The 26,834-nt window shown below is 47.0% G+C and carries 13 protein-coding genes; 8 read left to right on the forward strand and 5 right to left on the reverse strand.

Translation table 11 applies throughout. From position 1 onward, the window contains the following. Positions 1-786: thiamine pyrophosphate-binding protein (locus tag ACFFUV_RS17350; RefSeq protein ID WP_390195540.1), on the reverse strand; the 786-nt coding region annotated here is incomplete at its 3' end. Positions 787-885: 99 nt separating this feature from the next. Continuing rightward, entirely contained in the window at positions 886-1,836 is a 951-nt protein-coding gene (gene tal / locus ACFFUV_RS17355) for a transaldolase (protein ID WP_390195158.1), read from the reverse strand. Positions 1,837-2,264: 428 nt separating this feature from the next. Between tal and ACFFUV_RS17360 the strand changes: the two genes are divergently transcribed. The 6 genes from ACFFUV_RS17360 to ACFFUV_RS17385 all read left to right on the forward strand — a co-directional run bounded on the left by ACFFUV_RS17360 (position 2,265) and on the right by ACFFUV_RS17385 (position 21,809). Then, on the forward strand, positions 2,265-3,269 hold the full coding sequence (locus tag ACFFUV_RS17360) for a sugar-binding transcriptional regulator (protein ID WP_390195160.1): 1,005 nt from the start codon (positions 2,265-2,267) through the stop codon (positions 3,267-3,269). A 277-nt stretch (positions 3,270-3,546) separates the two neighbouring features. Then, positions 3,547-14,085, forward strand: coding sequence for a DUF11 domain-containing protein (locus ACFFUV_RS17365; protein ID WP_390195163.1), 10,539 nt, complete (start codon positions 3,547-3,549; stop codon positions 14,083-14,085). A 6-nt stretch (positions 14,086-14,091) separates the two neighbouring features. Further along, positions 14,092-17,655, forward strand: coding sequence for a TonB-dependent receptor (locus ACFFUV_RS17370; protein WP_390195165.1), 3,564 nt, complete (start codon positions 14,092-14,094; stop codon positions 17,653-17,655). A 7-nt stretch (positions 17,656-17,662) separates the two neighbouring features. After that, positions 17,663-18,550, forward strand: coding sequence for an OmpA family protein (locus ACFFUV_RS17375; protein ID WP_390195168.1), 888 nt, complete (start codon positions 17,663-17,665; stop codon positions 18,548-18,550). A 390-nt stretch (positions 18,551-18,940) separates the two neighbouring features. Then, on the forward strand, positions 18,941-19,870 hold the full coding sequence (locus ACFFUV_RS17380) for a TAXI family TRAP transporter solute-binding subunit (protein WP_390195170.1): 930 nt from the start codon (positions 18,941-18,943) through the stop codon (positions 19,868-19,870). A gap of 46 nt (positions 19,871-19,916) precedes the next feature. Next, positions 19,917-21,809: a TRAP transporter permease gene (locus ACFFUV_RS17385; protein WP_390195172.1), complete on the forward strand. Its 1,893-nt coding sequence runs from the start codon at positions 19,917-19,919 to the stop codon at positions 21,807-21,809. 69 nt (positions 21,810-21,878) lie between these two features. On the opposite strand, the gene ACFFUV_RS17390 is transcribed toward ACFFUV_RS17385, so the two are convergent. The 3 genes from ACFFUV_RS17390 to moeA all read right to left on the reverse strand — a co-directional run bounded on the left by ACFFUV_RS17390 (position 21,879) and on the right by moeA (position 24,872). After that, positions 21,879-22,715 carry a sulfurtransferase gene (locus ACFFUV_RS17390; protein WP_390195174.1) on the reverse strand — a complete coding sequence of 279 codons (837 nt, stop codon included), beginning with the start codon at positions 22,713-22,715 and terminating at the stop codon, positions 21,879-21,881. Positions 22,716-22,854: 139 nt separating this feature from the next. Next, positions 22,855-23,610: a molybdopterin-synthase adenylyltransferase MoeB gene (moeB, locus tag ACFFUV_RS17395; RefSeq protein WP_390195176.1), complete on the reverse strand. Its 756-nt coding sequence runs from the start codon at positions 23,608-23,610 to the stop codon at positions 22,855-22,857. Positions 23,611-23,636: 26 nt separating this feature from the next. Then, positions 23,637-24,872, reverse strand: coding sequence for a molybdopterin molybdotransferase MoeA (gene moeA / locus ACFFUV_RS17400; RefSeq protein WP_390195178.1), 1,236 nt, complete (start codon positions 24,870-24,872; stop codon positions 23,637-23,639). 150 nt (positions 24,873-25,022) lie between these two features. On the opposite strand from moeA, the gene folE reads away from it, so the two are divergent. Together folE and ACFFUV_RS17410 are read left to right on the forward strand one after the other, a co-directional pair. After that, a complete protein-coding gene (gene folE, locus ACFFUV_RS17405) occupies positions 25,023-25,676 on the forward strand; it encodes a GTP cyclohydrolase I FolE (RefSeq protein ID WP_390195181.1) in 654 nt (217 codons plus the stop codon). Between the two features lie 331 nt (positions 25,677-26,007). After that, a complete protein-coding gene (locus ACFFUV_RS17410) occupies positions 26,008-26,784 on the forward strand; it encodes an SDR family NAD(P)-dependent oxidoreductase (protein ID WP_390195183.1) in 777 nt (258 codons plus the stop codon). Positions 26,785-26,834: the final 50 nt, after the last annotated feature.

Here is a 26,834-nt window from a genome sequence, read left to right on the forward strand (position 1 = left end):
GCCGTGACAGTCATGTGAGCCCGATTTGTTTGGTGAGCCAAAACCGATAATGGTTTTAGTACAAATCAGCGTTGGGCGAGCCGTTTCCGCTTTCGCGGCTTCAATGGCTGCATTAATCGTTTCAGGATCGTGACCATCAACCGCAGGGATCACATGCCAGCCGTACGATTCAAAACGTTTTGCTGTATCGTCAGAGAACCAGCCTTCAACGTGACCATCGATAGAAATGCCGTTGTCATCCCAGAACGCAATTAATTTGCCAAGGCCAAGCGTGCCCGCTAGTGAGCTTGCTTCATGAGAGATGCCTTCCATCAAACAGCCATCGCCAAGGAACGCGTAAGTATAGTGGTCAACGATATCGTGACCTTCTTTGTTAAACTGCGCGGCTAATGCTTTTTCAGCCAGTGCCATACCAACCGCATTGCTAATACCTTGGCCAAGTGGACCGGTAGTCGTTTCAATACCCGGCGCATAACCATATTCAGGGTGACCCGGTGTTTTTGAATGCAACTGACGGAAGTTTTTTAGCTCTTCGATTGGCAAGTCGTAGCCAGAAAGGTGAAGCAGAGAGTAGATCAGCATTGAACCGTGACCGTTAGACAGCACGAAGCGGTCACGGTCTGCCCAGTTTGGGTTCGCAGGGTTGTGGTTTAGGTGTGAACGCCAAAGTACTTCGGCGATATCCGCCATGCCCATCGGTGCACCTGGGTGACCTGAATTTGCTTTTTGAACGCCATCCATTGCAAGGGCGCGAATAGCGTTAGATAAAATTTTACGATCCATAATAGTCATTACTCGATACGTTAAATAAGTCAGAGCCGATGGTTCGGCTCAAAAGGAATTTGTAAATAAGGCGAGCCTATTGCTCGCCTTTGTCTACTCAGCTTATAACTTCGCTTCGATCATTGACTCAAGTTTACCTTGGTCAACCGCAAAGTTACGGATACCTTCAGCCAGTTTTTCAACAGCCATCGGATCTTGGTTATGTTCCCATAGGAACTCTGAGTGAGTCATAGCAACAGGGCGCTCTTTAGACGCTTCAGTGACTTTTAGTTTCTCAACAACATCACCGTCTGCATCGGCAAGATCTTGAAGAAGTTGTGGGCTGATAGTGAGACGGTCACAACCTGCAAGTTCAAGAATTTCACCAACGTTACGGAAGCTTGCACCCATAACGACAGTATCGTAGCCGTGCTCTTTGTAGTAGTTGTAAATCTTAGTGACAGACAGTACGCCTGGATCTTCTTGCGCTTCAAATTCACGGCCTTCTTTCGCTTTGTACCAGTCCATAATGCGACCGACGAAAGGAGAGATCAGGAAAACACCAGCTTCGGCACACGCACGTGCTTGTGCGAACGAGAATAGAAGCGTTAGGTTACAGTTAATCCCTTCTTTCTCTAGAATTTCAGCGGCACGAATACCTTCCCAAGTCGAAGCCAATTTGATCAGGATACGATCATTGCTGATGCCAGCGTCGTTATACATTTTGATCAGTTGGCGGGCTTTCTCAACGCTGCCTTCCGTGTCGTATGAAAGACGAGCGTTAACTTCAGTTGAGATACGGCCAGGGATAGACTTAAGGATTTCTTTACCAATGTTGACCGCAAGCATGTCACAAGTGTCTTGGATTTGTTGCTCTTTATCATTGCTTTGTGATTTAGCGTATTCGATCGCTTGGTCGATAAAGGGCGCGTACTCGGCGATTTGAGCGGCTTTAAGAATCAAAGAAGGGTTAGTGGTGGCATCTTCTGGTTGGTACTTTTTAATCGCGTCGATTTCACCGGTATCCGCGACAACAGTAGTCATTTTACGAAGTTGCTCTAGCTTGTTGCTCATATCGATCATCCTATATTTGGCTTTGGACTGCATTACAGTCAGGCAGATGCTAGCAGGTTAACTAATCGAACATAGCTTGTTTTGCGTGAGTTGCGACCAGCTAACTCTAATTTTTCAACACGAAAACAATTTGCGTTGAGCATTTGTTCTAATGTTGAGTAAATGATGTACCCATATTTATCTGAATGGATGAAAATGTCAATTGAAATTGGGAGTTTTAGGTGAACTCCATCAAGCTTTTTTTGGGCATTTATTTAGGTGCTAAAAGAAAAACGTTTGCTTATGTCCAATAAGCATCCACAGAAGCCGTAACGACGCAACAAACCCACTGAGAAAATGTTATTTGGCTGAGCAAAAGTTACATGTTAAAGTAACTATTACATTTGTAACTTGTTGATACAAATGTTCACAGTTAATGAGGTAAATGCATGTCGAGTTCGAGTAAAGAGATTTCAGTTGAGAGCACTGATCTGCTCACTGAGGTAGCGGTGTCCTATTATCAGGATGGTGCGACTCAAGAAGAGATCTCAAAAAAATACGCCATTTCTCGAGCGAAAGTCGGGCGAATGCTCAAACAAGCGCGCGATGAAGGCATTGTTGAAATTACTGTCAAATATCACCCCGTCTTTAGTGCCAAAATTGAACAGCGCCTTATTGAACGTTTTGGTGTAAAGCGTGCATTAATTGCTCTCGACCAACCTAACGAAGAGCAGCAACGTCTGCAAGTGGCGGGGTTAGTTTCTAACTACCTTAACTCAACATTGAGAAATGGTATGGTGGTTAGTGTGGGACAAGGGCGCAACGTGTCTGCCGTGGCACATCATGTGGGGGTGATTACGTCTCGAGACTGCAAGTTCGTTTGTGGTATCGGCGGAATTCACCCGCGCGGCGGTATGTTCAATGCTGATCATATTTGCCGTCAGCTAGCCAAAAAATATGGGGGCACCTCAGAAACGCTCTATGCGCCAGCCTATGCCGAAAACCGAGAGCAAAAGTTAGCCTTTATGCAAAATGCAACAGTCAAGCAAACCCTTGATTTAGCGCGTAAAGCTGATGTTGCTTTGGTGGGGATTGGTGATATGAGTGAAAACAGTTACATGGTTGATTTAGGCTGGTTTACCGCTGAAGAAGTGGTGCAATCTCGTCTTCATCAAGGGGTCGTCGGTGATTTTGCTGGTTATGATTTCTTTGATATTCATGGTCAAGCGGCGAAGACCGTGATGAGTGATCGCATTATAGGGCTTGGAATCGATGAGTTTCGCCCGATAAATGAAGTGATAGCTATCGCGGCGGAAAACAGTAAGCCACTGGCCTTGCTAGGCGCTTTAAGAACTCAAGCCATCGATGTTATCGCCACAAGCGTCAGTAACGCGTTAACCGTTCTCAACTTAGACGAACAAATGGCAGGGCTCAGCACTCAGCCTACCGATTGAAATTTTAATACTCCGATTTAATGCCTTTGGTGTAGGAAATAACGCACTGATAAATAAGGTGTTACTGTCATTACACTGCTGTCATTTTGCTCTATTTTAGCCGCGTTTCATTGTTCGGCTAAAAAGAGTGAGATAGCGCTAAAACGTTGTCTTCATGCTTTTTAAAGCAGTTTATAACAGAGTGACAGGGCGTTCGGGGCGATAGTCCCCATCTGTAAAAACTGAATACTCTTAAGAGCTGACTTCTTGCCGTTGTAAGTTAATCTAGGTATGTCACGTGCTCTTAAAAAAAACGCTTGTTGTCTGGTTTTTTTCGTTTTTCTTTTTCGTGTTTTCAGCATTCGCTTATTCCGCTGGCGAAATCACGGTGTCTGTTACTTCCAATCAGACCCACTATGAGAATAACGACTCGGTCCATTATCAAATTACGGTTCGTAACACCACGCTGCAACGCCTAACCAACGTACGAGTGCAAAGTGATGTTTTTAGTCTCCAGTCTTATTCAAAGGATGGGTTAACTTCGGCATTCAAAACCACTGAGATTTCAGCAAGCAGTGGCTGGCTTTCCAATGCGGGTGTATTGGAAGCATCAAATAGCGACTTGGTTGCAGACTCGGTGAGCCTCTCACCTTTAGGTAGCGTTACTTATCATGTTGAAGCGCAGGCCAGCGACGATGTGATTGAGCAGATTAACTTGGCTGAAGCAACAGTTTGGGCTGAGATTGATGGCAGTGAGCAGCAATTTGAATCGAGCTCCCACGTCGCCCTTCAGCCGGCGCCTTATCAATATACGTTGACGCTTCGCGCGGATAAAACCCAGTATCAAGTGGGTCAGGCTTTGAATTACACCTTAACGCTTGAAAATACTGGGAGCTATAAAGTCCAACATCTTGATATTGATTTTCCTGTGGTGAGCGTGAATACGCAAGGGACTGAGAGCGGCGAGCAACCTGCTTTTCACTCGGTGAATATCAGCGCAAACCAAAGCGGTAGCGGCAGTGATGTTGGAATCTTCGACGCTTCATCTGATCTTGCTGTTACAGATGCAGCGTTAGCTGTCGGGGGGACGCTCACCTATCATATTGCCGCGCAAGTTAGTGACAACATCATCGGTGAGATTGTGACCCAAGCGTACTCGGTGACTCGAGAGGGGGCGCAACAAAGTGAAACTTTAGTTACGCCCTCTGCATTACCGGCTATTTCTTTAACGCATACCATCAATCAAACCCAACCTTATTTGGTGAATGATCAGGTGGTATTTGACGTATCCGTGGTTAACGACGGACAGGGCATCGCTCACCAATACCACGTTCAGCACAATATCGCAGACCTGGTGACTCAGCTTGGTCTTGCAAATAATTTAGCCAGTGATCACGACCACAGTGATGGTAGTGGTCAGCCATTTTCAACGTGGCATATCCAAGTCAATCCTCTTGGTGAGCACAGTTCCTCGAGCTTAAGCGCATTAGGCGACGGCACTGATGTTCCACTGGACGATCAGGTTACGATTTATCCTAATGAGCGTATTGACTACCAGATAGTTGCGACGTTATCACCTGTGACCATTGGTGAGCTTCATGGCGCTAATGCCAGAGTGCTTAATTCTGATAAAGCGCTTATCGCTGATAGCCAGTTAACCGGGGCGTTGAGCGCCGAAAAAATTCTCTCTGCCACGGATTCTGAGATCCGTATTGAAAAGTCTACAACCCGCTCTGAGTACATTCCTGGTGACGCTGTCACTTATAATATCTACGTTGAAAATAAGGCAAGTCATTATTTTGCCAACAACGTGCAGGTGGTGGATGACTTAAGCTGTGTGGTCACAGAGCAAGCTGATGGTGCAGGCGTTGGTCCTGCCTTTTCTCGCTGGAAGCTGGAGGTAGTATCAGGAGAAGATAACGTCGGTAGCGATCCTGGGCGTTTTCAATATGGGCAATGGATAACCACGCCGCTGACCCTATCTCCTGACATTGCACCAGGTAAATCAATTCATTATCAGCTTACCGCAGAAGTCAGTAGCACCAGTATTGGGACTATTTTAGATACTCAAGCTGGCTGCAGTGACAACGTGGCGGAGAGTGGATCAGGCATCCAAATGCCCGATGATAATTTGCGAGTCAGCAAAGATGTCGACGCGCGTTATTATTCACCCAATGGTGAGCTTACCTATACCATTCGAGTTGATAATGACGGTGACGGTTTTGCCAACCAAGTGCGGGTATTTGATGACTTGCCCAATATCACCACCACTGGGATTGAAGGCAATGAGGTCTCTGCATTTAGTGAATGGACGGTGACGGCCAAGGCGTTGCATCAAGATGGAACGCCGGCAAGCGCAACCAATACCGGAATTTCCAATAGTATGACAAGCCCTGAGCCGTTGGATGTTACCGCGACTATCGAACCCAATAGTTATGTGATTTATACCATTGTCGCGAAGGTGAACCCTTATGCGAACGGTAATATAAAGAACAGCGTGACGGTGGATGGGAATGTCTATGCTGACCGTGGTGTCGATCCGAGAGATTTTCAAATCGAGGTTGAGAAATGGGTTAAGACCAACAGTGATAGCGATTATCGCCGTGAATACACCTACTACGCAAAACAAGAACATACCATCAGCTATCAGCTTCGTGTCACCAATCCTAAAGGCAATGGATATGCGACCAATGTCGTGGTGAAAGATGCTATTTCCTCTGTGACGTCGTCACTTTTGGAGCCGGATAACCAAACAAAGCCAGCGTTTACCCATTGGACGATTCGTGCTGAGGCGGTGTCTGATAATCCAGAGTTAATTGCCTATACCGATGTCGGGACGTTTAGTGACGATAGTGACCTTGATACTCTGGCTCAGATTCCACCAAACGTTACTGTTGTCTATACCATTGAAGGGCAGCTTGACCGCAGCATTGACAATGAAATCCTTTATGGTGCGTTTACTAACCAAGTCACGATAGAAACACCAGATTCGCAATCGCAAACCAGCGCGAGCGATTCGGCGGTCGTCTATCCTCGTGAACCTGATGTCGTTGTGGTCAAACTCTCTAACACTGAATCATTTAGGCCCGGAGATTGGGTGGACTTCGATATTACGGTATACAACCGTGGCTCTGGCTATGCCAACGAAGTGCATGTTAGTGATGATATTGCAGGGATGAACGCTTTTTCTAAATGGGTCATCACCGCCGCGACAGACGATCATCATTCCCCTTTTGCCAGTGGCAGTTATGCGGGGCAAGCGAGTGGTTACGCCGATAATAATAATATCAATGCCTATATTGATATTGATCCACGAACCAGTGAAGGGCTTGGGCACGTTTCTTTTCATGTTCGGGGGTTGGTAAAAGAAGATTATACCGAAAAAGAAGTTAGCAATACGGTTGAGGTCTATGACCCGGTTAACGCTCTTAATATGTCTGCGACGGCGGAGGTCGGTGATCAAATTGAAAACCTGAATGTGTCGATCGTTAAAACGGCGGATAGCCATTATTTTACGCCGGGCGCAGACGCTATTTATACCATTGCCGTTCTCAACAACAGCTCGCAGCCTGTATCCGGGCTAAAATTAGTCGATCCGCTCACACAAATTCGTTCAGTACTAGCAAACCCAAAAGAGGGTCATTACGTTGAACTTGAAGACCAAAACCCATTTGTCTCATGGCAATTTGACTATGGGGACGGGAGTGGTTGGCGCGCTGTCACGAATGAAAATTTGATCTATCCAGCGGCGCAAGGTGAGACGTTCACACTTGATGCCGGTGAGCAAAGAGAATTTAAAATTCGAGCGCGAGTGAAAGACAACGTTGTTGGAACGCGTGATGAGTCCGGCCGCTTGCACAGCATCATCGCCAACGATGCTTATATCTACCAGAATTTTGAGTTAGTCAATCAGAAGTCCCACGTCTCTCATCATGAAATGCGTAAAGCGCACAATGGCGCGGACGTGGTGCGCAAAGTGTATGTGAACGGACAAGAGAGTCAGTACTATACACCGGGCGATCACATAACCTACACCGTGACCCATTCTTCCAACGTCGGATACGAAAATAACCGAGTGGTCCAAGAAAACTTGGAAGACATTAATGTACTACTGATGGATGGTAAGCTCGGCCATGCCTTTAGCGATAACTTTACAGTAACAGTCGATAAGCAAGACAGTCATGGTGGGCAAGGGACCACCGACGGCGTTATTGATGGCACGGTTGCAAACAATCAAAACATCGATACGGTGATTGATATCGCAGGTAAAGACTCAGTGACTTATACCGTTGAAGGGAATACGCGGGTTGATGCCGCTGGTGAGATAACCATCGGTGGCATCACCATCAAACCCTATGATTATCACCTTGCTTTCAACAAGACAGTTGAACAGGCGAGTTACCAACCCGATGGGACGTTAACATACCACCTGACGATAAAAAATGATGGGCAAGGCCCAGCCTATCAAATTCCAATTGAAGACAATCTCTCCAAGGTTAACGTGAGTTTGCTTGATGGTTCGAACGGCAACGCGTTTCAACCTGGTTGGACGGTGGTGGCGAATGTCTCTGGCAGCGACGCGGTGCAGACTGACCTTGATAGCCAACTTGGCGATGGGAAAGATATTAATACCCACTTTTCATTACCTGCGGGTGCAACCCTCGATTATGTCGTCACGACCAAAGTCAACGCCAATGCGGTCGGTGACATTTATAACTACCTCAAAGTCGACGGAGATTACGTCAGCAGCAAAAGCAGCGCGGCAACAGAAAAGTATCAGTTTGCCAAAACGCTGACCCAGTACTTAGACAGTGATGGCCGTACCGTACTGTCAGGGGGGTATACACCGGGAGGCTATATCGTTTATCAGATTGATCTGGTCAACGAGAACAACTCACACATCGATAGTATGTCGATCAAGGATGCGCTTTCTTCGATAACCACAGCGTATTTTGATGGCACGACAGGGCCAGCATTCAGCGAATGGACGGTTGAAACTCAGCAAGATGAAAGCGGGCTAAGTGATGCAGGAAAAGTGGCCGACAACGCGGATATTGATACTCAGTTTGATATTGCTGCGAGCAGCTTTTCTTCTGGTCAAACGTTTGTTCGTTACATAATTAATGCCAAAGTTGATGAGCGAGCAGTGGGCGCGATTCAAAATACCGCTTACGTTAATGGCGCTCACACACTCAGTGCGGAGCGAGCAACCATGCTCAGCGCCAATATCTCTAAGTTACACAAAGCGTATAGCGATGCTGGTTTTAATCAAGAAAAGCGCCGCTATAACCACCTTGAGGAAGAGCAATCTGTTGTTTATCGCCTTCGAGTGGAAAACCAAGGCAAAGGGACGGAATATGGCGCGTCGTTGCAAGAGACGTTTTCTGCCATAACCACCAAGTTGGCGCAGCAAGCCGCAGCGGAAAGTGATGAGCGACATGGCGTGGTATATCAGCCACACCATTGGACAGTAAGCGTCGAACATTCCGATGAAACCACAACCCAGATTGGCGAATTTTCGGGTGGGCAAGACGTGGATATCGATATTCCAAACTTGTCGATTGCTCCGGGTGGATGGATTGAATTTACCGTCAATGCCCAGATTCGATCGGATGCGCTTAGTGATATCCAAGTTACCCCTAAATATCGTGGTGCGAATTTTTCACGCTCTACACTTGCCGTCGATGACGCCAAGCTCGATGTTGAGAAAGCGATTGTCTCGATTGGCGGTAGAGCCTATCACCAAGGTGATAGCTATCGCCCTGGAGAGCGTGTGGTTTACCGCCTCTCCGTAAACAATACTGAACCCGTTTGGTATGACAACGCAGTAATCAAAGATGCGATCTCAGACATCAAAGTTGAGGTACTTGGTGGCGCGATGGCATCCGCGTTTTCTGAATGGCAAGTGACTCATACGATTTCAAGTGGTATCGACAATAAAGTCGATACCTATTTACCGACGTACGATTCTTCCGGCGATATCAATCTTGTAACTGACATTGCGCCAGGCGAACAGATTGAGTTCACGATTGTGGGCACGATACGCCAAGACGCCTTAGGAGAAATTGATGCTAACCAAGCTCAGGGAGGAACCGATCATGTGGCGACGCCGTCAATCCCATCGGTTGCACCGCAAATTGAGTTTGAAAAGCGCCTAATTAATACCACGGCAGATGACAACGGCGCGTGCACCTTTCCATCATCGAGTGGAGAACAATGCTTATACAACCCGGGCGGTCAGGTTAGCTATGAAGTTATCATTACCAACCAAGGTGAAGGCATTGCCAACGATGTTACGGTCGTTGATAAGTTAAGCAGCATTAAAACATCGACAGGCGACATTGCGTTTACCAGTCAATCTGTCTCCATGACTCAGCAACCCGCTGGCGAGCGTTTCTCGATCAGCGGACAATATCAAGGCGGCGTGCCTCTCGATGCCACTATGGATTTGATGCCGGGAGACAGCGTGGTGTTTGTGGTATCCGGGACGGTCAATGATAGTGCTTCTGGCTCTATCACCAATGTTGCTAAGGTCGGTGGTGTTGACTCCAATCCCATTACAGTTGAACAAGGCGAAGCTCAAATTATTGCCAATAAGTCAACCGATACACCAACGTACACGCCTGGGGGAGAAGTTCGTTATACCTTGTTAATTGCCAATACCTCGGAGTCTAACGCTGAAGTTCACCTTGTGGATACGGTGTCTCAGTATACGGTCGAAACGGTAGATGGTGCGCAACAAACAGCGCTCAGTGACTGGACGATTTCATCGCAAATTGTTGGGAATGCATCGGCGGATTATAACGACATTAGTATGCTTCAGACTTCTGGCGATATTGATGCCGTCGTGAAATTGGCTCATGCGCAAGGGGATGAGCCGACACTGCTAAAAATAGAGATAGTGGGTCATGTGCGTGACGATGCGGTCGGTCAGTTTGGCAATGTCTTGTATGTCAACAATAAGCAGTATGATTTGCAGCAGCATTTTATCTATCCGCAGGCGGGCGAATTACAAGTCAGCAAGGTGGCTAGCTCGACACCTGCCACCTATGAACCGGGCGATACCATCGGTTTTGATATTGAGATTGAGAATATCGGCGCGGGGTATGTGCAGAATCTGACGATTCATGATATTGCCAAGGATATCAAGTCACAGGTTGTTGATAGCATCGGAGAGCAAAAAGTCATCGACCACTGGCTTAAAGAAGGCAGTTACATCAACCTCACGGATAGCGGTGTGAGCCGCAGTGTCACGTTGGAACAAACCGATTTTGACGACCCAGAGGGTTTTATCGGCTATTACCATTTAGCGCCCAGCGCTCATCTCAAACTGCACTTAGTAGGCGTTGTGGCAAACAATGCGATTGGTGAAATTACTAACCAAGTTAAAGTTAGTGCGGACCATATTGATGGGACTCAGGCCAGTGCCAGTTATCTGCCTGTTGGCGCTCATATCGTCATTGATAAACAGGTAAATAAAAGCGTGTATGAGAGTGGTGATGAGCTAACGTATACACTGACGCTAACCAATACGACTGGCGCCTGGGCAACGGATGTTCATGTTGTCGATTATGTTAATCGAGTCACGTCAGAGTCGATTTTTGGTGACACAATCACCGCGTTTGAGCCAAATTCCATCACGATTCAAGCCGTATCTAAAACAGGCATGACACTATTGCCTTCGTCGTCACAAGGTTATGTTGATCACCAATTAGATGTTGCGCCAAATGACACGGTGACAATAACCATTGGTGGCAAACTGAAAGCGCAAGTTATTGGTGACGTGACCAATACGTTCAGTGCCGAATTTGATGGTGAGACTCAGCAAAGTCAAGTCACCACAACGCCGCTTATACCTAACGTGACCATAACTAAAACACCGTTAGTCGACCATTATGCACCCGCGACTGCAAATGGCTTTGTCATCACCGTCACTAACCACGATGCTTCTTATGCCAATGACGTGATGATTGAAGATCTATTAACTACGCTCGATGTCGAGTTACTTGATGGGGACAAAGGTCCAACCTTTACCCGTTGGCATCAAAGCGTGGCGTATGGCAGTGAAGGGACGTATGTTGACCATGTCGCGGGTTGGAATGACGATGCGAATTATCAGGTGGATTTGGCGCCAAATGACACCTTAACCATTACCATCGAGGGTGAAATTAACCCCGAGGCCACGGGGATTATCAGCAATACTGCGAGCCTCACGTTTGATGGAAAACGCAGTGACGCGACTGCGATCATTGAACCAAAAACGGTATCGCTGACGCTCGATAAGTTTGTCGGTGAGGCGGGCAGTGAGACGCAAACCGTCTATGAACCGGGCTCCGACAGTGTTTATCGAATTGTAGTGACTAATACCAGCAGTGCGTTTGCCAGTGGTATTCAACTGAAAGATACGTTATCTGAACTGAGCGTGAGCACCATTGAAGGGCATCAACAAAGTGCGTTTGAACGTTGGGACGTTGAGGTTGAATTTGGCAACGAACTGACCACGGTCACGCCTACGCCTGTTGGCGTTAATAATGACATCGATGCCGTGATCAATTTAGCCCCGCATGACAGCGTGGTGTTTACCGTGCGTGGAAAGGTGAATCCTCTTGCGCTTGGTGAGATCGAAAATACGGCCACCATGGTCTATGCCCAGCAATCGGGGGTTCAACGGTTTCAAGCCAGTGCGACGTTAACGCCTGCAGCCGATAATGTCTCATTTGAAAAACAAATTGAAAATACGGTCTATGAACCAGGAGACATTGCGGTCTATCACATAACATTATTCAACGATAGCCAAGGCTTTGCCCAGAATGTGGTGGTGCGAGACGTACTTTCACGGATTAAAGTACAAACCGCGCCTGATTTAAATACTGGAAATCGTCGGGTGATCAACGCCTTTACTTCATGGACGATTGAAGAAACGTATACTGATTCACGAACACAAATTAACAGTAAGCATGGGGCAAATAACGAAGATTTAAACAGTGTGTTGACCATCGCACCGCATGACACGGTGGAATTTATTATACGTGCCCAAACCGACAGTCGTGCTCTGGGTGAAATCGTCAATACGGCCTTTAAAGTCTCTCAAGCACCAAGCACTGCTCGAGGCGGCGAAGAGATAAAGACTCAGCAACGTGTTAATGCGGCTCAGGTACAAAGTTCGTCGGTGAGAATGACGCCCCGTGCTGTCGACCTAGTGGTCGACAAGACCACCAGCCAAGGCGATGACGTTGAATACACCAATGATGATCAGCAAATCACCTATGTTTTGCGCGTGGCGAATCGGGGCTCAGACGCCGTCATTGGCGCGCAAATGGTGGATGAAGTATCGAAATTGATGGGGGCAAATGGCAATCCGTTGTTTAGCAATTGGACGATTGAAATTAATGAATGGCCAAGCAATACCCCTGTGGCGACGCTAAACAATCAAGATCTGATGCTGCCATCTGCGGGACTATCGCTCGATTTGCAACCTTATATGGCTAACGGTTATCAGTTCACCATCACCGGTGACATCAATAAAGGCATTGATGATGATATTACCAATGTATTTACGGTAACCGACCCTGCCACAGGCGCCAGTCGCTCGGACAGCGTCACCGTACACGTTAAAAAGTTTGCCGACAATGAGGGTCAACTCAGTGTCTCGAAGCAAGCGTTAAAGACCGATGCGCAAGTGGGGGATGTGATCGAATATGAAGTGTTGGTGCAAAACAACAATGAGTCAGAGTTTAAAAATGTCAAACTGATTGACCGATATCCATCCGCTTTTCAGTATGTTGAAGGCTCGACTGAAATCACGAATAGTGGGCCTGATGGAGAGTTTGATACCGCGGATGACGTGATCATCTCCAGTGAACCCAGCGTCACCAATCAACTGAGCTTTACTCTAGGCGATATGCTGGCGTATGGCGCTTCATCGGAGACGACGACGGAACAAATTCGAGTGCGTTACCTGTTACGAGTAGGAATCGGTGCGACATTTGGTCAGTATGTGAATAGTGCTTGGGCGTTAGCGCCTGAAGCTGGGCACACCTCGGGCGCATTGACGGTTAAATCGAATACCGCGACTGCGACGGTCGATATCCTGCCCGATAAGTTGTTTGATACTGCATCGATCATTGGCAAAGTGTTTGAAGACCATAACCAAGATGGTTACCAAGCGAATGCTACCGCCTTTGATGTGCGATTAAAGGTAGATCTAGACCCAAGCGATTATATTGCACAGTCCACCCACATTCGAGAACAGGGCGTAACCCGTACGTTGCAAGATGCACACAACACATCACCGCTCATTTATGGTGTGAGCCACAACAAGTTACGTGGATTATCACTGAACCGAACATTAAATAAATCCAACCATATCGCGTATTTGTTTAAGACTAAATCGCGTCAGGGATTTGCCTTTAGTGTGGTCAGTCGAGATGGCAGCGAAATTCAATTTGATGCCAGTGGTCACGCACATTCGGTCGTGCATGGTGATGTGAAGCGTGGCCTTGCGGCCGAGAAATTACATGTCTCACGCCACCTGTATCAAAAAGGCAATGAATATGTGTGGGAAATTGTGATTGAAAACCGCGGTGTTTATGAAGATGGTGTACCTGGCGTTCGTTTACTGACCGTTGAAGGCATTGTGATTGAGACCGACCAGTACGGGCGCTACCACGTGCCTGACCAATGGGTTCTCAATAAAAAAGGCAAACAATTTCTCGTCAAGCTTGATACTGACTCACTCCCTACGGGGATGAGTGTTATCAGCGAGAACCCCAAAGTGCAGCGGATCTCTGCCAACAAGCTTAGTAAGTTCAACTTTAGCGTGGTGACAGAGGAGTAACGTAGCATGTTGAATGTCAACACAAAGCCGTGCGCAGCGCAGCGCAAGGTACCTCACTTATCGTCTGTCGCCATCGCGGTGGTCACAAGCTTATCCAGCGCAACTTGGGCGGTCGATGTCAGTGAACTAGAGAAGATTGAATCTCATACGATGCCAACGGAAGCGGTAGAACGCAAACAAAAGGACAATTCGAGGATCTATTTAGAGCAAGGTGCGATCTGGGCGAGTCGCGATATTACCCGTTTTGACCCCGTGTTGACGGTGCGCGCGAGTGATCGCATTGAAGTTAAAGAGGCAAAGCTGACCTCAGCGATTAATTTCACCATCACCACCAACTTTAGCTATTACATTGCACGCTATCAGCTAGAGATCTTTGATGGCCAAGATGTGCATTTGAGCCAACCGATTACTGTGCTTGAAGGGGATCAGCTGGCGAATGATAGCGATGTCGTTTGGAGTGTCGAACAAGCGTCGAAAACGCCTTTGGCTGCTGGCGGCCAGCTACAATTTCGACTAAAAGCTTGGGACCAATCTGGGAATATGGATTTAACCACCCTTGGCGTGATTGATTTAACCGCCAGCGAATCAGAAGTCGATATTCAGCGAAATGATGGCGAACAACAATTAAGTCGCCGTTTCGGCCAAGCCCAATTGATGCGTCATAACATTCCTACTTACGCAGGGTTGATTAAATTTATCGGCAATGGTCTTAAAGGGGTAGATAAAGTTGTCATTGGTGATGATGAGTTTGATGTAGAAGATGACGCGCTATACGCTGAACAATTCTTACCTGCCAATGCCTACCTGTTACCGACGAAAGTCATTTTTGATGATGGCGAACAGCGTGACTACCAACTGTTTGCGCGAGTGCCGGAAAATTACTACGTGCAAGCGGGATTAGCCGATTTCTATGTTGGTCGAAACTTTGTCTCTGGTAATGGCAGTGCTTTAGACGTAGACGAGCAATACCAAGATAATCTCTACAATCAGGGCCGTATCGCTTATTTTGGTCAAGGTAAGTTTGGTGACAAACTGAGAATTACCACCCATTTTGATTCTCGTGAAGGGGAAATCAAAGACCTGTTTAAACATCCTTTCGCTTCCGACAGTTCGGATGTATTTGAACTACTGGAAGACGATGACGAGCTGTACTACGGCCACTATGGTGACAATGCCAATATTCGTAAGGTGGTGAATACCAAAGGTAAAGTTTATCTCGATCTCCAATACGATAAATCCCAGTTGCTATGGGGAAATTACAACACGGGATTAACTGGTACCGATAATAGTGATTACAATCGCAGTTTATATGGCTTGAAAGGCGATTTTCGAACTCGCGGTACGACAAAATACGGTGAAGATAAACTCAACGTGGTTGGGTTTGCGGCTTCTTCGGATTCATTGTTTGGTCACGATGAATTTCTTGGTACTGGCGGCTCGCTGTATTTTTTGAAAAATGGCGAAGTGGTGCCGGGGTCGGATAAGGTGTCGGTCAAAGTCATCAACCAAAATAGCGGTATCGCTGAGCGTGAAGTTGCGCTGCAATCTGGGCGCGACTACGAGATTGATGCCTATCAAGGACGGATTATTTTAACACGTCCTCTTACTAACATTTTGCGCGATAACTTCTCGACGGTGATCGATGACACGCCTGGCGATGGGTATGAAAACTATTTGTCTGTGGATTATGAATATGTTCCGAGAGGGAGTGAAGCAAAAGACGCCTTAACCTTTGGCGGCCGTGCTAAAGGCTGGGTGAATGATTACGTCGGGTTAGGGGCTAGCTACGCCACGGAAGCGCGTGATGAACAAGACTACCAAAACTACAGCGCAGACATCACTTTGCGCGCCAGTGAAGGCTCATATTTGCAAGCCGAGTTTGGTCATAGCCAAGGCACGCAAACCGACTCTAACTTTGTCTCCTATGACGGCGGATTAACCTTCAATTCATTGTCACGGACGTTGGAAGAGAGAGAAGGGGATGCGCTGCAAATTAAAGCGGTCGCGGATCTGCACGATGTAGCGCCCAATGTATTTTCTCTTGTCGGGAATGACATCAAGGCTTGGTATAAATCGAAAGATGCTCAGTACAGTGATGCCAGTCAAGATGACGATGTAGAACAAGAATCTTACGGCGCCGAATTACGTCTTCAGGCGAGCGATCGCATCGCGATACTGACACGTTTTACCGAATTTCAGGAAACCAGCTTACAAGGTATACGAGAAACCGATACCACCCAAGCAGAGCTAGAAGGACAATTCAAACTTACCGACCATATAAAACTGTCTGCGGCGGGTAAACAAATTGAAGAGTTAAATCCAGATAAACAGCGCGGGACGGGATCTCTGGCAGGGCTAAGAGCTGATTATATTTGGAACTCTGACAACAGTATTTATCTCAAAGGCCAGAAAACCTTAAGCCAAAGTCAAGCTTACGATGAGAATGATAGCGTCACGCTCGGCGGCGAAGCGCGGGTAATGGATGACATCACGCTTGGCGCTGAATATACAACGGGTAGTCGGGGAGATGCGGCCCAAGCGACAGTCAACTACGATATTACCAGTGATTATTCCACCTACCTGACTTACTTAGACGATGATTATGAAGGCAGTAACAATGTGATTGTCGGTCAACGTGCCGACCTGACGTCAAATGTTGATTTTTACCAAGAAAATCAATTTGTAAATGAAAACAGTGGCAAAGGCCGAATCGATTCTTTTGGCTTTGGTTATGATCTTTCTGATGAGCTGGAATTTGGTATCGGTTATCAGCAAGGTGAGATTGAAAAACCGAATAGTCATGGTGTGGTCGAAGTCACTGAGCGTCGAGCGACGACTTTTAGTGCGCAGGTCGACGTCTCAGACGTCACGTTCAAACACAAGCTGGAATATCGTGTTGATAAAGGCGATGACCAAGTCGACCCGAGCCGTCGACGAATTGATCAAGTAGTGACGACAAATCGTTATACACATCATTTGACCGATGAATACACCTTATTTGGTAAGTACAACTATTCCAATACGGTGAGTAAAGTCACCGATGAAACACTGGAAAACTTTGTTGAAGCGAGTGTGGGCTTAGCTTACCGCCCCATCTATCACGACAAATTAAACCTCTTAAGTCGTTACACGTACCTGCGTGATAAAGATGCTCTGGATCGAGAGGTGAATTACACCAACGAGCGGAGCAAAATCGTCGAAGTTGAGGGAATTTATTCGCTGAATGCCAAAGTGGATGTAGGGGCGAAATACGCCCATAAAGATAAAACTCAGGCCTACGAGCGAGCGTCTGGGCGGTATTACACCGCAAAAAGTGACATCAATTTGTATGCAATCAGCACCTCCTATTCAGTGATGAAGAATTGGGATGTAACCGGTGAGTACCACTGGAAAACCGATACCATCAATGACCAACTTGAACATGGCGCGGTGGTGTCGTTCAACAAGCACGTGACTGATAATTTCAAAGTCGGCATTGGGTATAACTTTTCTGGTTTTGACAATAATTTAGCCAATCGAGATGACTACGATGCACAAGGCGTTTTCGTCAATGTTGTCGGTAAATTATAGGCCTATTATGCAGCAGCAAAAAATAAGAATCGCAGGGTTACTGGCCGGCAGTTTACTTATGGGGTGTTCGACGAACACCTACGTGAGCAATGAAAATACACGGGCTTTTGAACAGGTCCATCTCAGCAAGTTTGTTATTGAGGAATGTCGACTGTTTGAGCCGGAAGTCCGTGTCGCTATGGCATCACACTTCGCGTTTGATAGTGCGGCTCTTACTCAAGTCGACCAAGACGCGATTAATGCATTCATCAAACAAATTAAACCATTGCGTGGGCAAATCACGATTATCGGCCACACGGATACCCGCGGCTCTAAGGCTTATAATTTGGCACTCTCTGACCGCCGAGCGCAGTCGGTAGAGAAACACCTTCGCCAGCGGATTGATGAACAACATTATCAGTGGCGAGTGGAGTATTACGGAAAGGCGCGTCCGATGAATACGAGTGTCCGCCCAGAGGCGCATGCGCAAAACCGCCGTGCCTATATCATCTTTGAACAAACGCGAGCCAAGCAGAATCAACAGCCCGCATGCCCACCAATAAAACCTGAGCGCAAAGTTTCCGTTGCGATCACGCCACACTTCGATTTTGATCAAGCGGCACTCACACCCAGTTCTATTGCCTCATTGAATGAATTCGCCGAGCGAATCGCGGGGTTAACAGGCCGAATATTGATTGCAGGTCATACAGATAGCCAAGGAAGTGACGATTACAATCTAAAACTGGCGAAAGCGAGGGCGTATTCGGTGAGGGATTATTTAACAACGAGATTGGTGACGGAGGATTATCAATGGCAGGTCAGTGCCTTTGGAGAAAATGCGTTATTGAGCGATGAAAATACGCCAGATGATCACTCGCTTAATCGCAGAGCGGTAATCATGTTTACTCAGTTTTAATGCCAAATTAAGCCGCTTGAGTAAAAGGAAAACCTTGAGGAGTAAATAACTTAGCCAACAATGAAACTGTCATTTATTGATTGCAAATATTCATAATTTGTATAAATATGCAGTCGATCACTTTTGTTCTCCAAGGATAGGAGGATAATTTCCGAATCTGTTCGGTATGCGAAGTCACCATCATGAAGATGGTTGCATTGACTTCAATTTGTTGATTCAAGCGTTCAGGGAGTGAGCGGAAAATCACGCCCTTGTCTCCTCGCTGCGCGATTCGCGTATTCAACTCTCATTTCATTCATTGCATGATTGCTATTTCGTCCTATCCATCTCATAACATTATGGAAACAAAATGATAAACAAATAAATAACGATAGATAATAAGGAGCACATATGTATCAAGCGTTAAGGAATGGGCTATTAGCACTGGCGGTTGCGTTTTCTGTCCCAGCGATGGCTGAGAACTACACAATCGGCACCGGCAGCCAAAGCGGTACTTACTATCCACTTGGCGGTATGTTCGCCAAAATTTGGAGTGAAAATCTCCCCGATTTCAATATGCGTGCTGAAGTAACAGCGGCCTCCGTTGAAAACACCATTAAAGTGTCCACCAATAAACAACTTGCGGGGATTGCCCAAGGTAACGTGGTATTACAAGCGTTTAACGGCACCAAACCTTTTCCACGTAAAATGGACGTCTCTGTCCTATTTGCTTTGTATCCCAACGTTGTTCAATTCATTGTCCCTGCGAACTCAGATATTCAATCTATCTCCGATCTGAAAGGCAAGCGTGTTTCATTAGGCGCTCCAGGGTCAGGCACACGAGTCAGTTCGGTGAATATTCTTAATACTTTAGGAATTGAAGAGAGTGACATTAAAGCGCAATCTCTTAACTACACCGCGACAACCAGCGCCTTAGCCAATAACCAAATTGATGCAGGGGTGATTGTCGGCAGCTTGGGTGTTGGTGCGATTACAGAGCTTGCGTTAACCCGTGATGTTCGTATCTTGAGCTTTAGCGCTGATGAACTGGCGAAGATTGCCAAAGATTACCCTTCTTACATTGAAATCGATGTGCCCGCGGACTCCTACAATAAAGTCCCTGCGTTTAAAGCCCCCGCGGTTTGGAACGTTTTGGTGGTCAACAAAAATCTAAGCGAAGACATGGCTTACCAAATGACGAAAGCTGCGTTTGACAATATGGATAAAATTCGTCAGGTCATTGGCGTGACTAAGTTTACTACGCTAGAGAATATGACCAAATTACAGGGCATTGATTTGCATCCTGGTGCGGAGAAATATCGTCAAGAACAAATGAAGTAATCCTCAAGCGCAATCAGCTTGAGGTTGACGTTACATGGAGTAAGTGATGAGTAAAATTCATCCTAGTAACCAAAAAATGACCGATGCCATTTTGCTGATAGCCGCTGTTGCGGCTATCGCTTTATCGGTATTTCAAATCTGGCAGGGGATTGTCGCGAATTTGGCGGCACCCGTTTTTCGCCCTGTTCACGTTAGTTGGGTGTTGGCGTTAGTGTTTCTCGTTTATCCAACGTTGAGTGCGAAACGCGCGTTTCCGGTTTATCTTTGCGGGCGTATTGTCGATTTGATTCTGGTGGCCGCTACGTGTTGGGCATCGACGCAAATCGCCTTGTTTGACTATGACGATATCAGTTTTTTACTTGATGGCTTAGGCTCTGTAGAACAAGCGGCTGGTGTGGTATTGATTGTTCTGCTCTTGGAAGCGACACGACGCACCGTTGGCTTAGTGATGGTGGTCATTGCTCTGCTATTCTTAGCCTACGCCTTATTTGGCGATGCCCTGCCTGATAACGTCGCCAGTAAAGGCTTTACGTTGGAAGAGGTGGTTCGTTTCCACATTTATTCGACCAATGGGGTCTATGGTGCGCCGCTGGCAATCGCAGCTGGTGTGGTGTTTATGTTTGTGTTGTTTGGCGCGTTCTTGCAGGTGACGGGAGCGGGGCAATTCTTTATTGATATGGCGTTTGCGGTCGCGGGCAAATATCGTGGCGGACCGGCCAAAGCCAGTGTTATCGCATCAGCAGCTCTCGGCTCTATCTCAGGCTCGGCTATTGCCAATACGGTGACCACGGGCGCTTTAACCATCCCCATGATGAAAAAGCTCGGCTATAAGTCTGAGCAAGCCGCAGGGATTGAAGCGGCTGCCTCAACGGGTGGGCAGATCATGCCTCCGGTCATGGGCGCGGGCGCATTCGTGATGGCGCAATTTACCGGGATTCCATACAGTGACATCCTGTTGGTTTCGATCGCGCCAGCGATTTTGTATTTCGCCTGCACTTTACTCTACGTGCATCTCATGGCTTGTAAGCTCAATTTACAAGGGATGAGCGCAACAGAGCAGGTCTTTACCGTCCTGAAAAGTGGTTGGCATTTCTTGGTTCCCCTGATTCTAATTACCGTTCTATTAATGATGAGCTATTCACCCGTTCTGGTTGGGGTGATTGGCTGCGCGGCGATTTTGCTCGCATCGCTAACCCGTAAACATAGCCGCATTGGGTTTGGCTTATTCTTTCAGGGGTTGAAAGAGGGCGCTTTGATGGCACTACCGATCTCCGTTGCTTGTGCGACGGCTGGGATCGTTGTCGGCGTGGTGGGGCAAACAGGAATTGGCTTGCAGTTTACCCAGTTCCTTATTGCTATGTCTGGTGGTCATTTGTGGTCAGCATTGGCGCTTATCGCGGTTGCTGCCGTCATTTTGGGAATGGGGCTTCCGGTGACTGCTGCTTATATTGTGTTATCGATCATGGCCGTCCCAGCATTGATGGACTTTGGGCTCGGTTTGTTAACTGCACACATGATTGTGTTTTGGTTGTCGCAAACCTCCAATGTCACGCCACCGATCGCCTTAGCTGCATTTGCAGGGGCGGGGATCGCCAATGCTTCGCCGATGCGTTCGGCGGTACAAGCATTTAAGTTGGCGCAAGGCTTTTTCTTAATTCCAGCCATGATGGCCTTTTCTGGGCTTATTTGGATTGACGGTGAACCCACGCATTTTGTGATCGGAGTGATTGCGACCATCAGCTTGTTTATTGCCTTTGCCGGCGGTATTGAAGGACGTTTATTTGCGCCACTTGCGCTTTGGCAACGTGCGGTCTTACTGGTGATGGCACTTGGCGTGCTGTTTTTGTCTGATGTCTATCGCTTAGTGGCGCTGGCCATTATTGTGGTGATTTGCCTGCTTAATTACCGCCAGCCTGATAAACCGTTGACGCAGGTGTAACACATGCATCGAAGTAAGCAAAAGCCGAGCATAATGCTCGGCTTTTTTATCGCGTCTTAACGTTCAATGTTAGGCGTCGCTGGTGGCAATCGGTAAATCGGACCTAGAGCCCCACTCGGTCCAAGAACCATCATAAACGGCTAAGTTTCGATACCCACACAGGTGAGCCGCCAGCAGTACGATACAGGCAGTCACCCCCGACCCACAGGAAAAAATGGTCTGTTGCTGGCCTTTATCGAGCACGCCTTCGAGAATCGGTTTGAGCGCATCGACAGGCTTTATTTTTGCGCCATCCATCAATTGGGCGAACGGCATACAGACGGATTGTGGAATATGACCAGAACGTAGGCCTTCACGCGGCTCTGGCGTGGTACCCGCAAACCGCGCTTGATTGCGTGCGTCAACCGTTAAGCTGTTGGCATTATCGATCTGGTCTGCCACTTGTTCTGCGGTTAAAAAGTGATTCGGATTCAGGCTACCGCAGAAATCGCCACGTTGAGTGACGGTCTGGTATTGATCGCTGAGTGGGTAACCTTTTTCTTTCCAATCACTTAAGCCACCATTGAGAATGTAGACACTTTCGTGGCCCATAGCTTTTAGCATCCACCATGCCCTGGGCGAGGCAAACGTGCCGCTATTATCGTAAACCACAATGATCGAGTTTTGATTCAGTCCCAGTTCTTGCGCGTGTAGATTAAACTCTTGTTCACTTGGCATCATGTGTGGGTAAGAAGCATTTTTATCGCAGAAGACATGATCGTAATCGAAACGACGAGCGTTAGGAATAATGTTGGTCGTGTCTTTCGTCGGCTCGGCAGGGATTTGAAATTCAATACTGGTATCCAAAATCACGAGATTCGGGGTTTCCATATTGTCAGCGAGCCATTCGGCGGTCACAAGAGTCATGACATGTGCTCCTTATTGATGGGAAGTAGGCGTTCAGTATAAAAGTGAATGACGTTAAAAATGAAGCATAAATTGGTAATTAACTAAAAAAGCCAAGTCACTATGAGGCTTGGCTTTTCAGGATTGGAATAGGAAGTTTTTAGTTTTCACCGCATGCTGGGCAGCTTGGCATTTTGCTAAGCTTCATTTCTCGCCAGTTCATTGTGAGTGCGTCAAGCAGCAAAATTTTTCCTTGTATCGGTGTTCCGTAGCCGGACAATACTTTAATCGTTTCCAACGCTTGGATACTGCCGATAATGCCCACTAAAGGTGCCATGACCCCAGCTTCGACACAGCTTAGTGCCGTATCACCAAATAATGCACTTAAACATTGGTAACATGGCGCGTGTGAATCTTGATAAGTAAACACACTGACTTGACCTTCCATACGGATAGCGGCGCCAGATATCAAAGGGGTTTTATGCTTTAAGCACAGTCGGTTAAGTTGATTGCGGGTTTCGACATTATCTGAGGCATCCAGCACTGCATCATGAGTTTCGATAAGCGAATTCAATTCGTGATCCGTTAAACGCTGATTAATCGGCGTGATGGACACATGCGGATTGACGGTGTTCAGCATCGCTGTAGCCGAGGAGACTTTAGGTTCACCAATAGTTGCGTCACGGTGCAAGATCTGGCGCTGAAGGTTGGAAAGCTCAACGACATCATCATCGATGATCGTCAGTTGACCAACCCCTGCTGCCGCTAAGTACTGACTGGCTGCGCAGCCTAAGCCCCCCGCACCAAGGATGAGAACTGAGCTCTGTTTAAGTGCTTCTTGACCTTCAAAGTCAAAGTTTGTTAGTACGATTTGCCGGTTATAACGCAGCATTTCTTGATCGGACAGAATATCCACTTTCGCTCCAAAATCGTCACTAATGCTTAGTATAAGCAGGGAGATAACAGCTGAATTTGAACGGTTTCACCCACTTCTACTGAGCCGCGTTCACGCTCTAATACCACAAAGCAGTTGGCAAGGCTCATCGAGCGAAACGCCCCGGAGCTTTGGTTGCCTGTGGTTTCAACCACAAATTGCCCATTTTCGATACGATAAATGGCACGTTGATAATCGGTTCTACCAGGAAATTTTCGAAAGGCGTTTTTGGTTATCGCAGGGATTGATTCTGGCGCTTTCCATTGTGTATGCCCACCCAATTTGGCTAGCAGCGGTTGAACCAGCACATAGAGCGTGATCATTGCAGAGACGGGGTTTCCCGGAAGACCACAGAACCACGCGTTATCAAGTTCACCAAACGCGAACGGTTTCCCGGGTTTAATCGCCAGTTTCCAGAAACCAATTTGACCTAATTGCCCTAAGATATCTTTGGTGTAATCCGCTTCGCCGACACTCACGCCACCCGATGTCACGACCACATCCGCCAGTGATTGTGCTTGCTCAAAGGTCGCTTTCAAGGTTTCAGGGCAGTCGGGTACGATACCTAAATCGATGGCTTCGCAGCCAACGTTTTCAATCAGCGGCTTAATTCCGTAACGGTTGCTGTCATAAATATTGCCCGGCTTTAACGGTTCACCGAGTGGTTGCAGTTCATCGCCAGTCGAGAAAAAAGCCACTTTAGGTTTACGCACAACTTCCACGTGGCTGATACCCAATGAGGCAATCATCGGAATATCTCTCGGCGTCAGGCGCGCCCCTTTTTCCAAAACGACGTCGTGTTGCTTAATGTCATCGCCAATAGGACGAATATTGTTATTTGGTTTTAAATCTGTTTGATGAAAGGTGACACCCTGTTCGTTGGTATCGGTATTCTCTTGCATTTCAACCGCGTCACACCCTTGTGGAATTTGCGCGCCGGTCATGATTCGAATACAGGTACCTTGAGGCCATTCGCCTTCAAAAGGTTGCCCAGCAAACGATTTACCCGCGACGGGAAGGGGGGCGGATTGTTTTAAATCGCTTCGGCGCACCGCGTAGCCATCCATCGCTGAATTATTGAATGGCGGAACATTGATGGGTGAGAGAATGTCTTTGGCAAGCACATAACCGAGGGCTTGCTGTAACGGCAAGCTCGATGTTTGTTGAATAGGGATAATGTTGGCCAACATCTTGTCGATGGCATCTTCGATTGGCATTAAACCAGGAACGTCACAACAACTCATTCGTTCATCCTACTGCTGTATTTTGCGAGATACTCTAGCACATAAGAAAGGCAATAGAGAAAAACCGCCGTTAAAATAGGGATGTAATTATTAAAAAATCCGAGTATCCTTGTCTGCCATCCGATAGGGGTAATTCATAGAGGAACCGGAATGACAGGTCTTAGCGATTCGGCAAAGTTAGTAAAAGATGCGCTAGAAAGTCGTGGATTAGAAACGCCGATGCGTCCAAACAACATCGGCCGTGATGAGAAAAAGCAAAAAATTGAACATCACATGCGTGAAATCCTCAATTTGTTAGAGCTTGACCTAACCGATGACAGCCTTGAAGAAACTCCGCATCGCATTGCCAAAATGTACGTCGATGAAATTTTCTCCGGATTAAATTACGAAAACTTCCCGAAAATCACGGTCATCGAAAATAAGATGAATGTCAGTGAAATGGTGTGTGTCAAAGATATTACTGTGACGAGTACTTGTGAGCATCATCTTGTCACCATTGATGGTAAAGCGGCGGTCGCGTATATTCCCCGTGGCAAGATTATTGGGCTTTCAAAGATCAATCGTATAGTTCGCTTCTTTGCTCAGCGCCCTCAAGTGCAAGAACGTATGACTCAGCAAATTTTGGTCGCATTGCAAACCCTGCTTGAATCTGACGATGTTGCGGTCACGATGGATGCGACGCATTACTGCGTTAAATCTCGAGGTGTCATGGACGCAACCAGCACGACAACAACCACAGCACTTGGGGGGATTTTTAAATCTAACCCATCGACTCGTGCAGAGTTTTTACACGGATTACGCTGATTGTTGGTGACACTAGTTCTCTGAAGGGCCCTCGTAAGAGGGCTTTTTAATATCGCCAAGATTATCATTTACTTCCACAAGTGACTTTGCTTCATTTCCGTATACAGAGCCGATATGGCTCATCATGCTCTCTCGTCATTTAAACGCTATTCTTTCGCTGCCGCATATAACCCGGGTTTAAAGGCATGGTGCCTAATCTGTCAGTACCCAATGTTTGCGTACTTAGCCACATCTTAGAAAACCGCTACAAAATTCACATTTAAATTTGAAACCGCGTTTTAATATAATAATACTAACGGTTCGTTCTATAAATTAATCACAAGGTAACATCATGTTTAATGACTTAAACAACAAGCGTGTGGTGATCACTGGCTCAACAGGGGGGATTGGTCTTGCGGTGGCAAAATTATTTGCAGCGGCAGGCGCTCACGTCACACTAACCTCATACCGTGAACATAACGATATTGAACAGACCATCCGCCAGATAGCAGAGCTGGGTGGCAGTGCTAGCTTTCACCGAGTGGATTTTGCGAATGATGAGGACTGCCAACGGTTTATCAACGAATTTGTCGCTGAATATGGTGGTATTGATGTGTTGATTAATAATGTTGGTGGCCTTGTTGGGCGTAAGACTACAGAAGAGATTGATGCTGAGTTCTTTGACGATGTTGCTTATCTCAATATGCGCTCCGCTCAAACCATGGTGCGCTTGTCCCTGCCGTATCTTAAACAGTCATCCCTGCAAGAGGCTTGGAGTGCATCAGTGATCAATGTAGGGTCAATCGCGGCGGATTCCGGTGGCGGCCCTGGAGCATCGCTTTATGCCGCTTCAAAAGGTTGGCTTCATAGTGTTAATCGCGCTTGGGCAAAGACGTACGCCAAAGACAACATCCGTTTTAATGTTGTGGCGCCGGGAACCGTCGATACCGCGTTTCACGCCGATAAAGATGACGCAGCCAAAGCTCGAATCAGTCAAGGAATTCCAATGGGGCGTTTAGGGCGCGCGGAAGAGATGGCGCCGACGTTTGCCTATTTGGCATCGCATGCGATGTCTGGTTATGTCACAGGGCAAATCATCCATGTCAACGGCGGTCAATACATGGCGTAATCAGCGCAGTACATGCCATGTATATTAATAATATTGGCGTTTAATTGAGG

Source organism: Vibrio olivae, from assembly GCF_042428525.1.
In the GTDB taxonomy this organism is placed as follows: domain Bacteria; phylum Pseudomonadota; class Gammaproteobacteria; order Enterobacterales; family Vibrionaceae; genus Vibrio; species Vibrio olivae.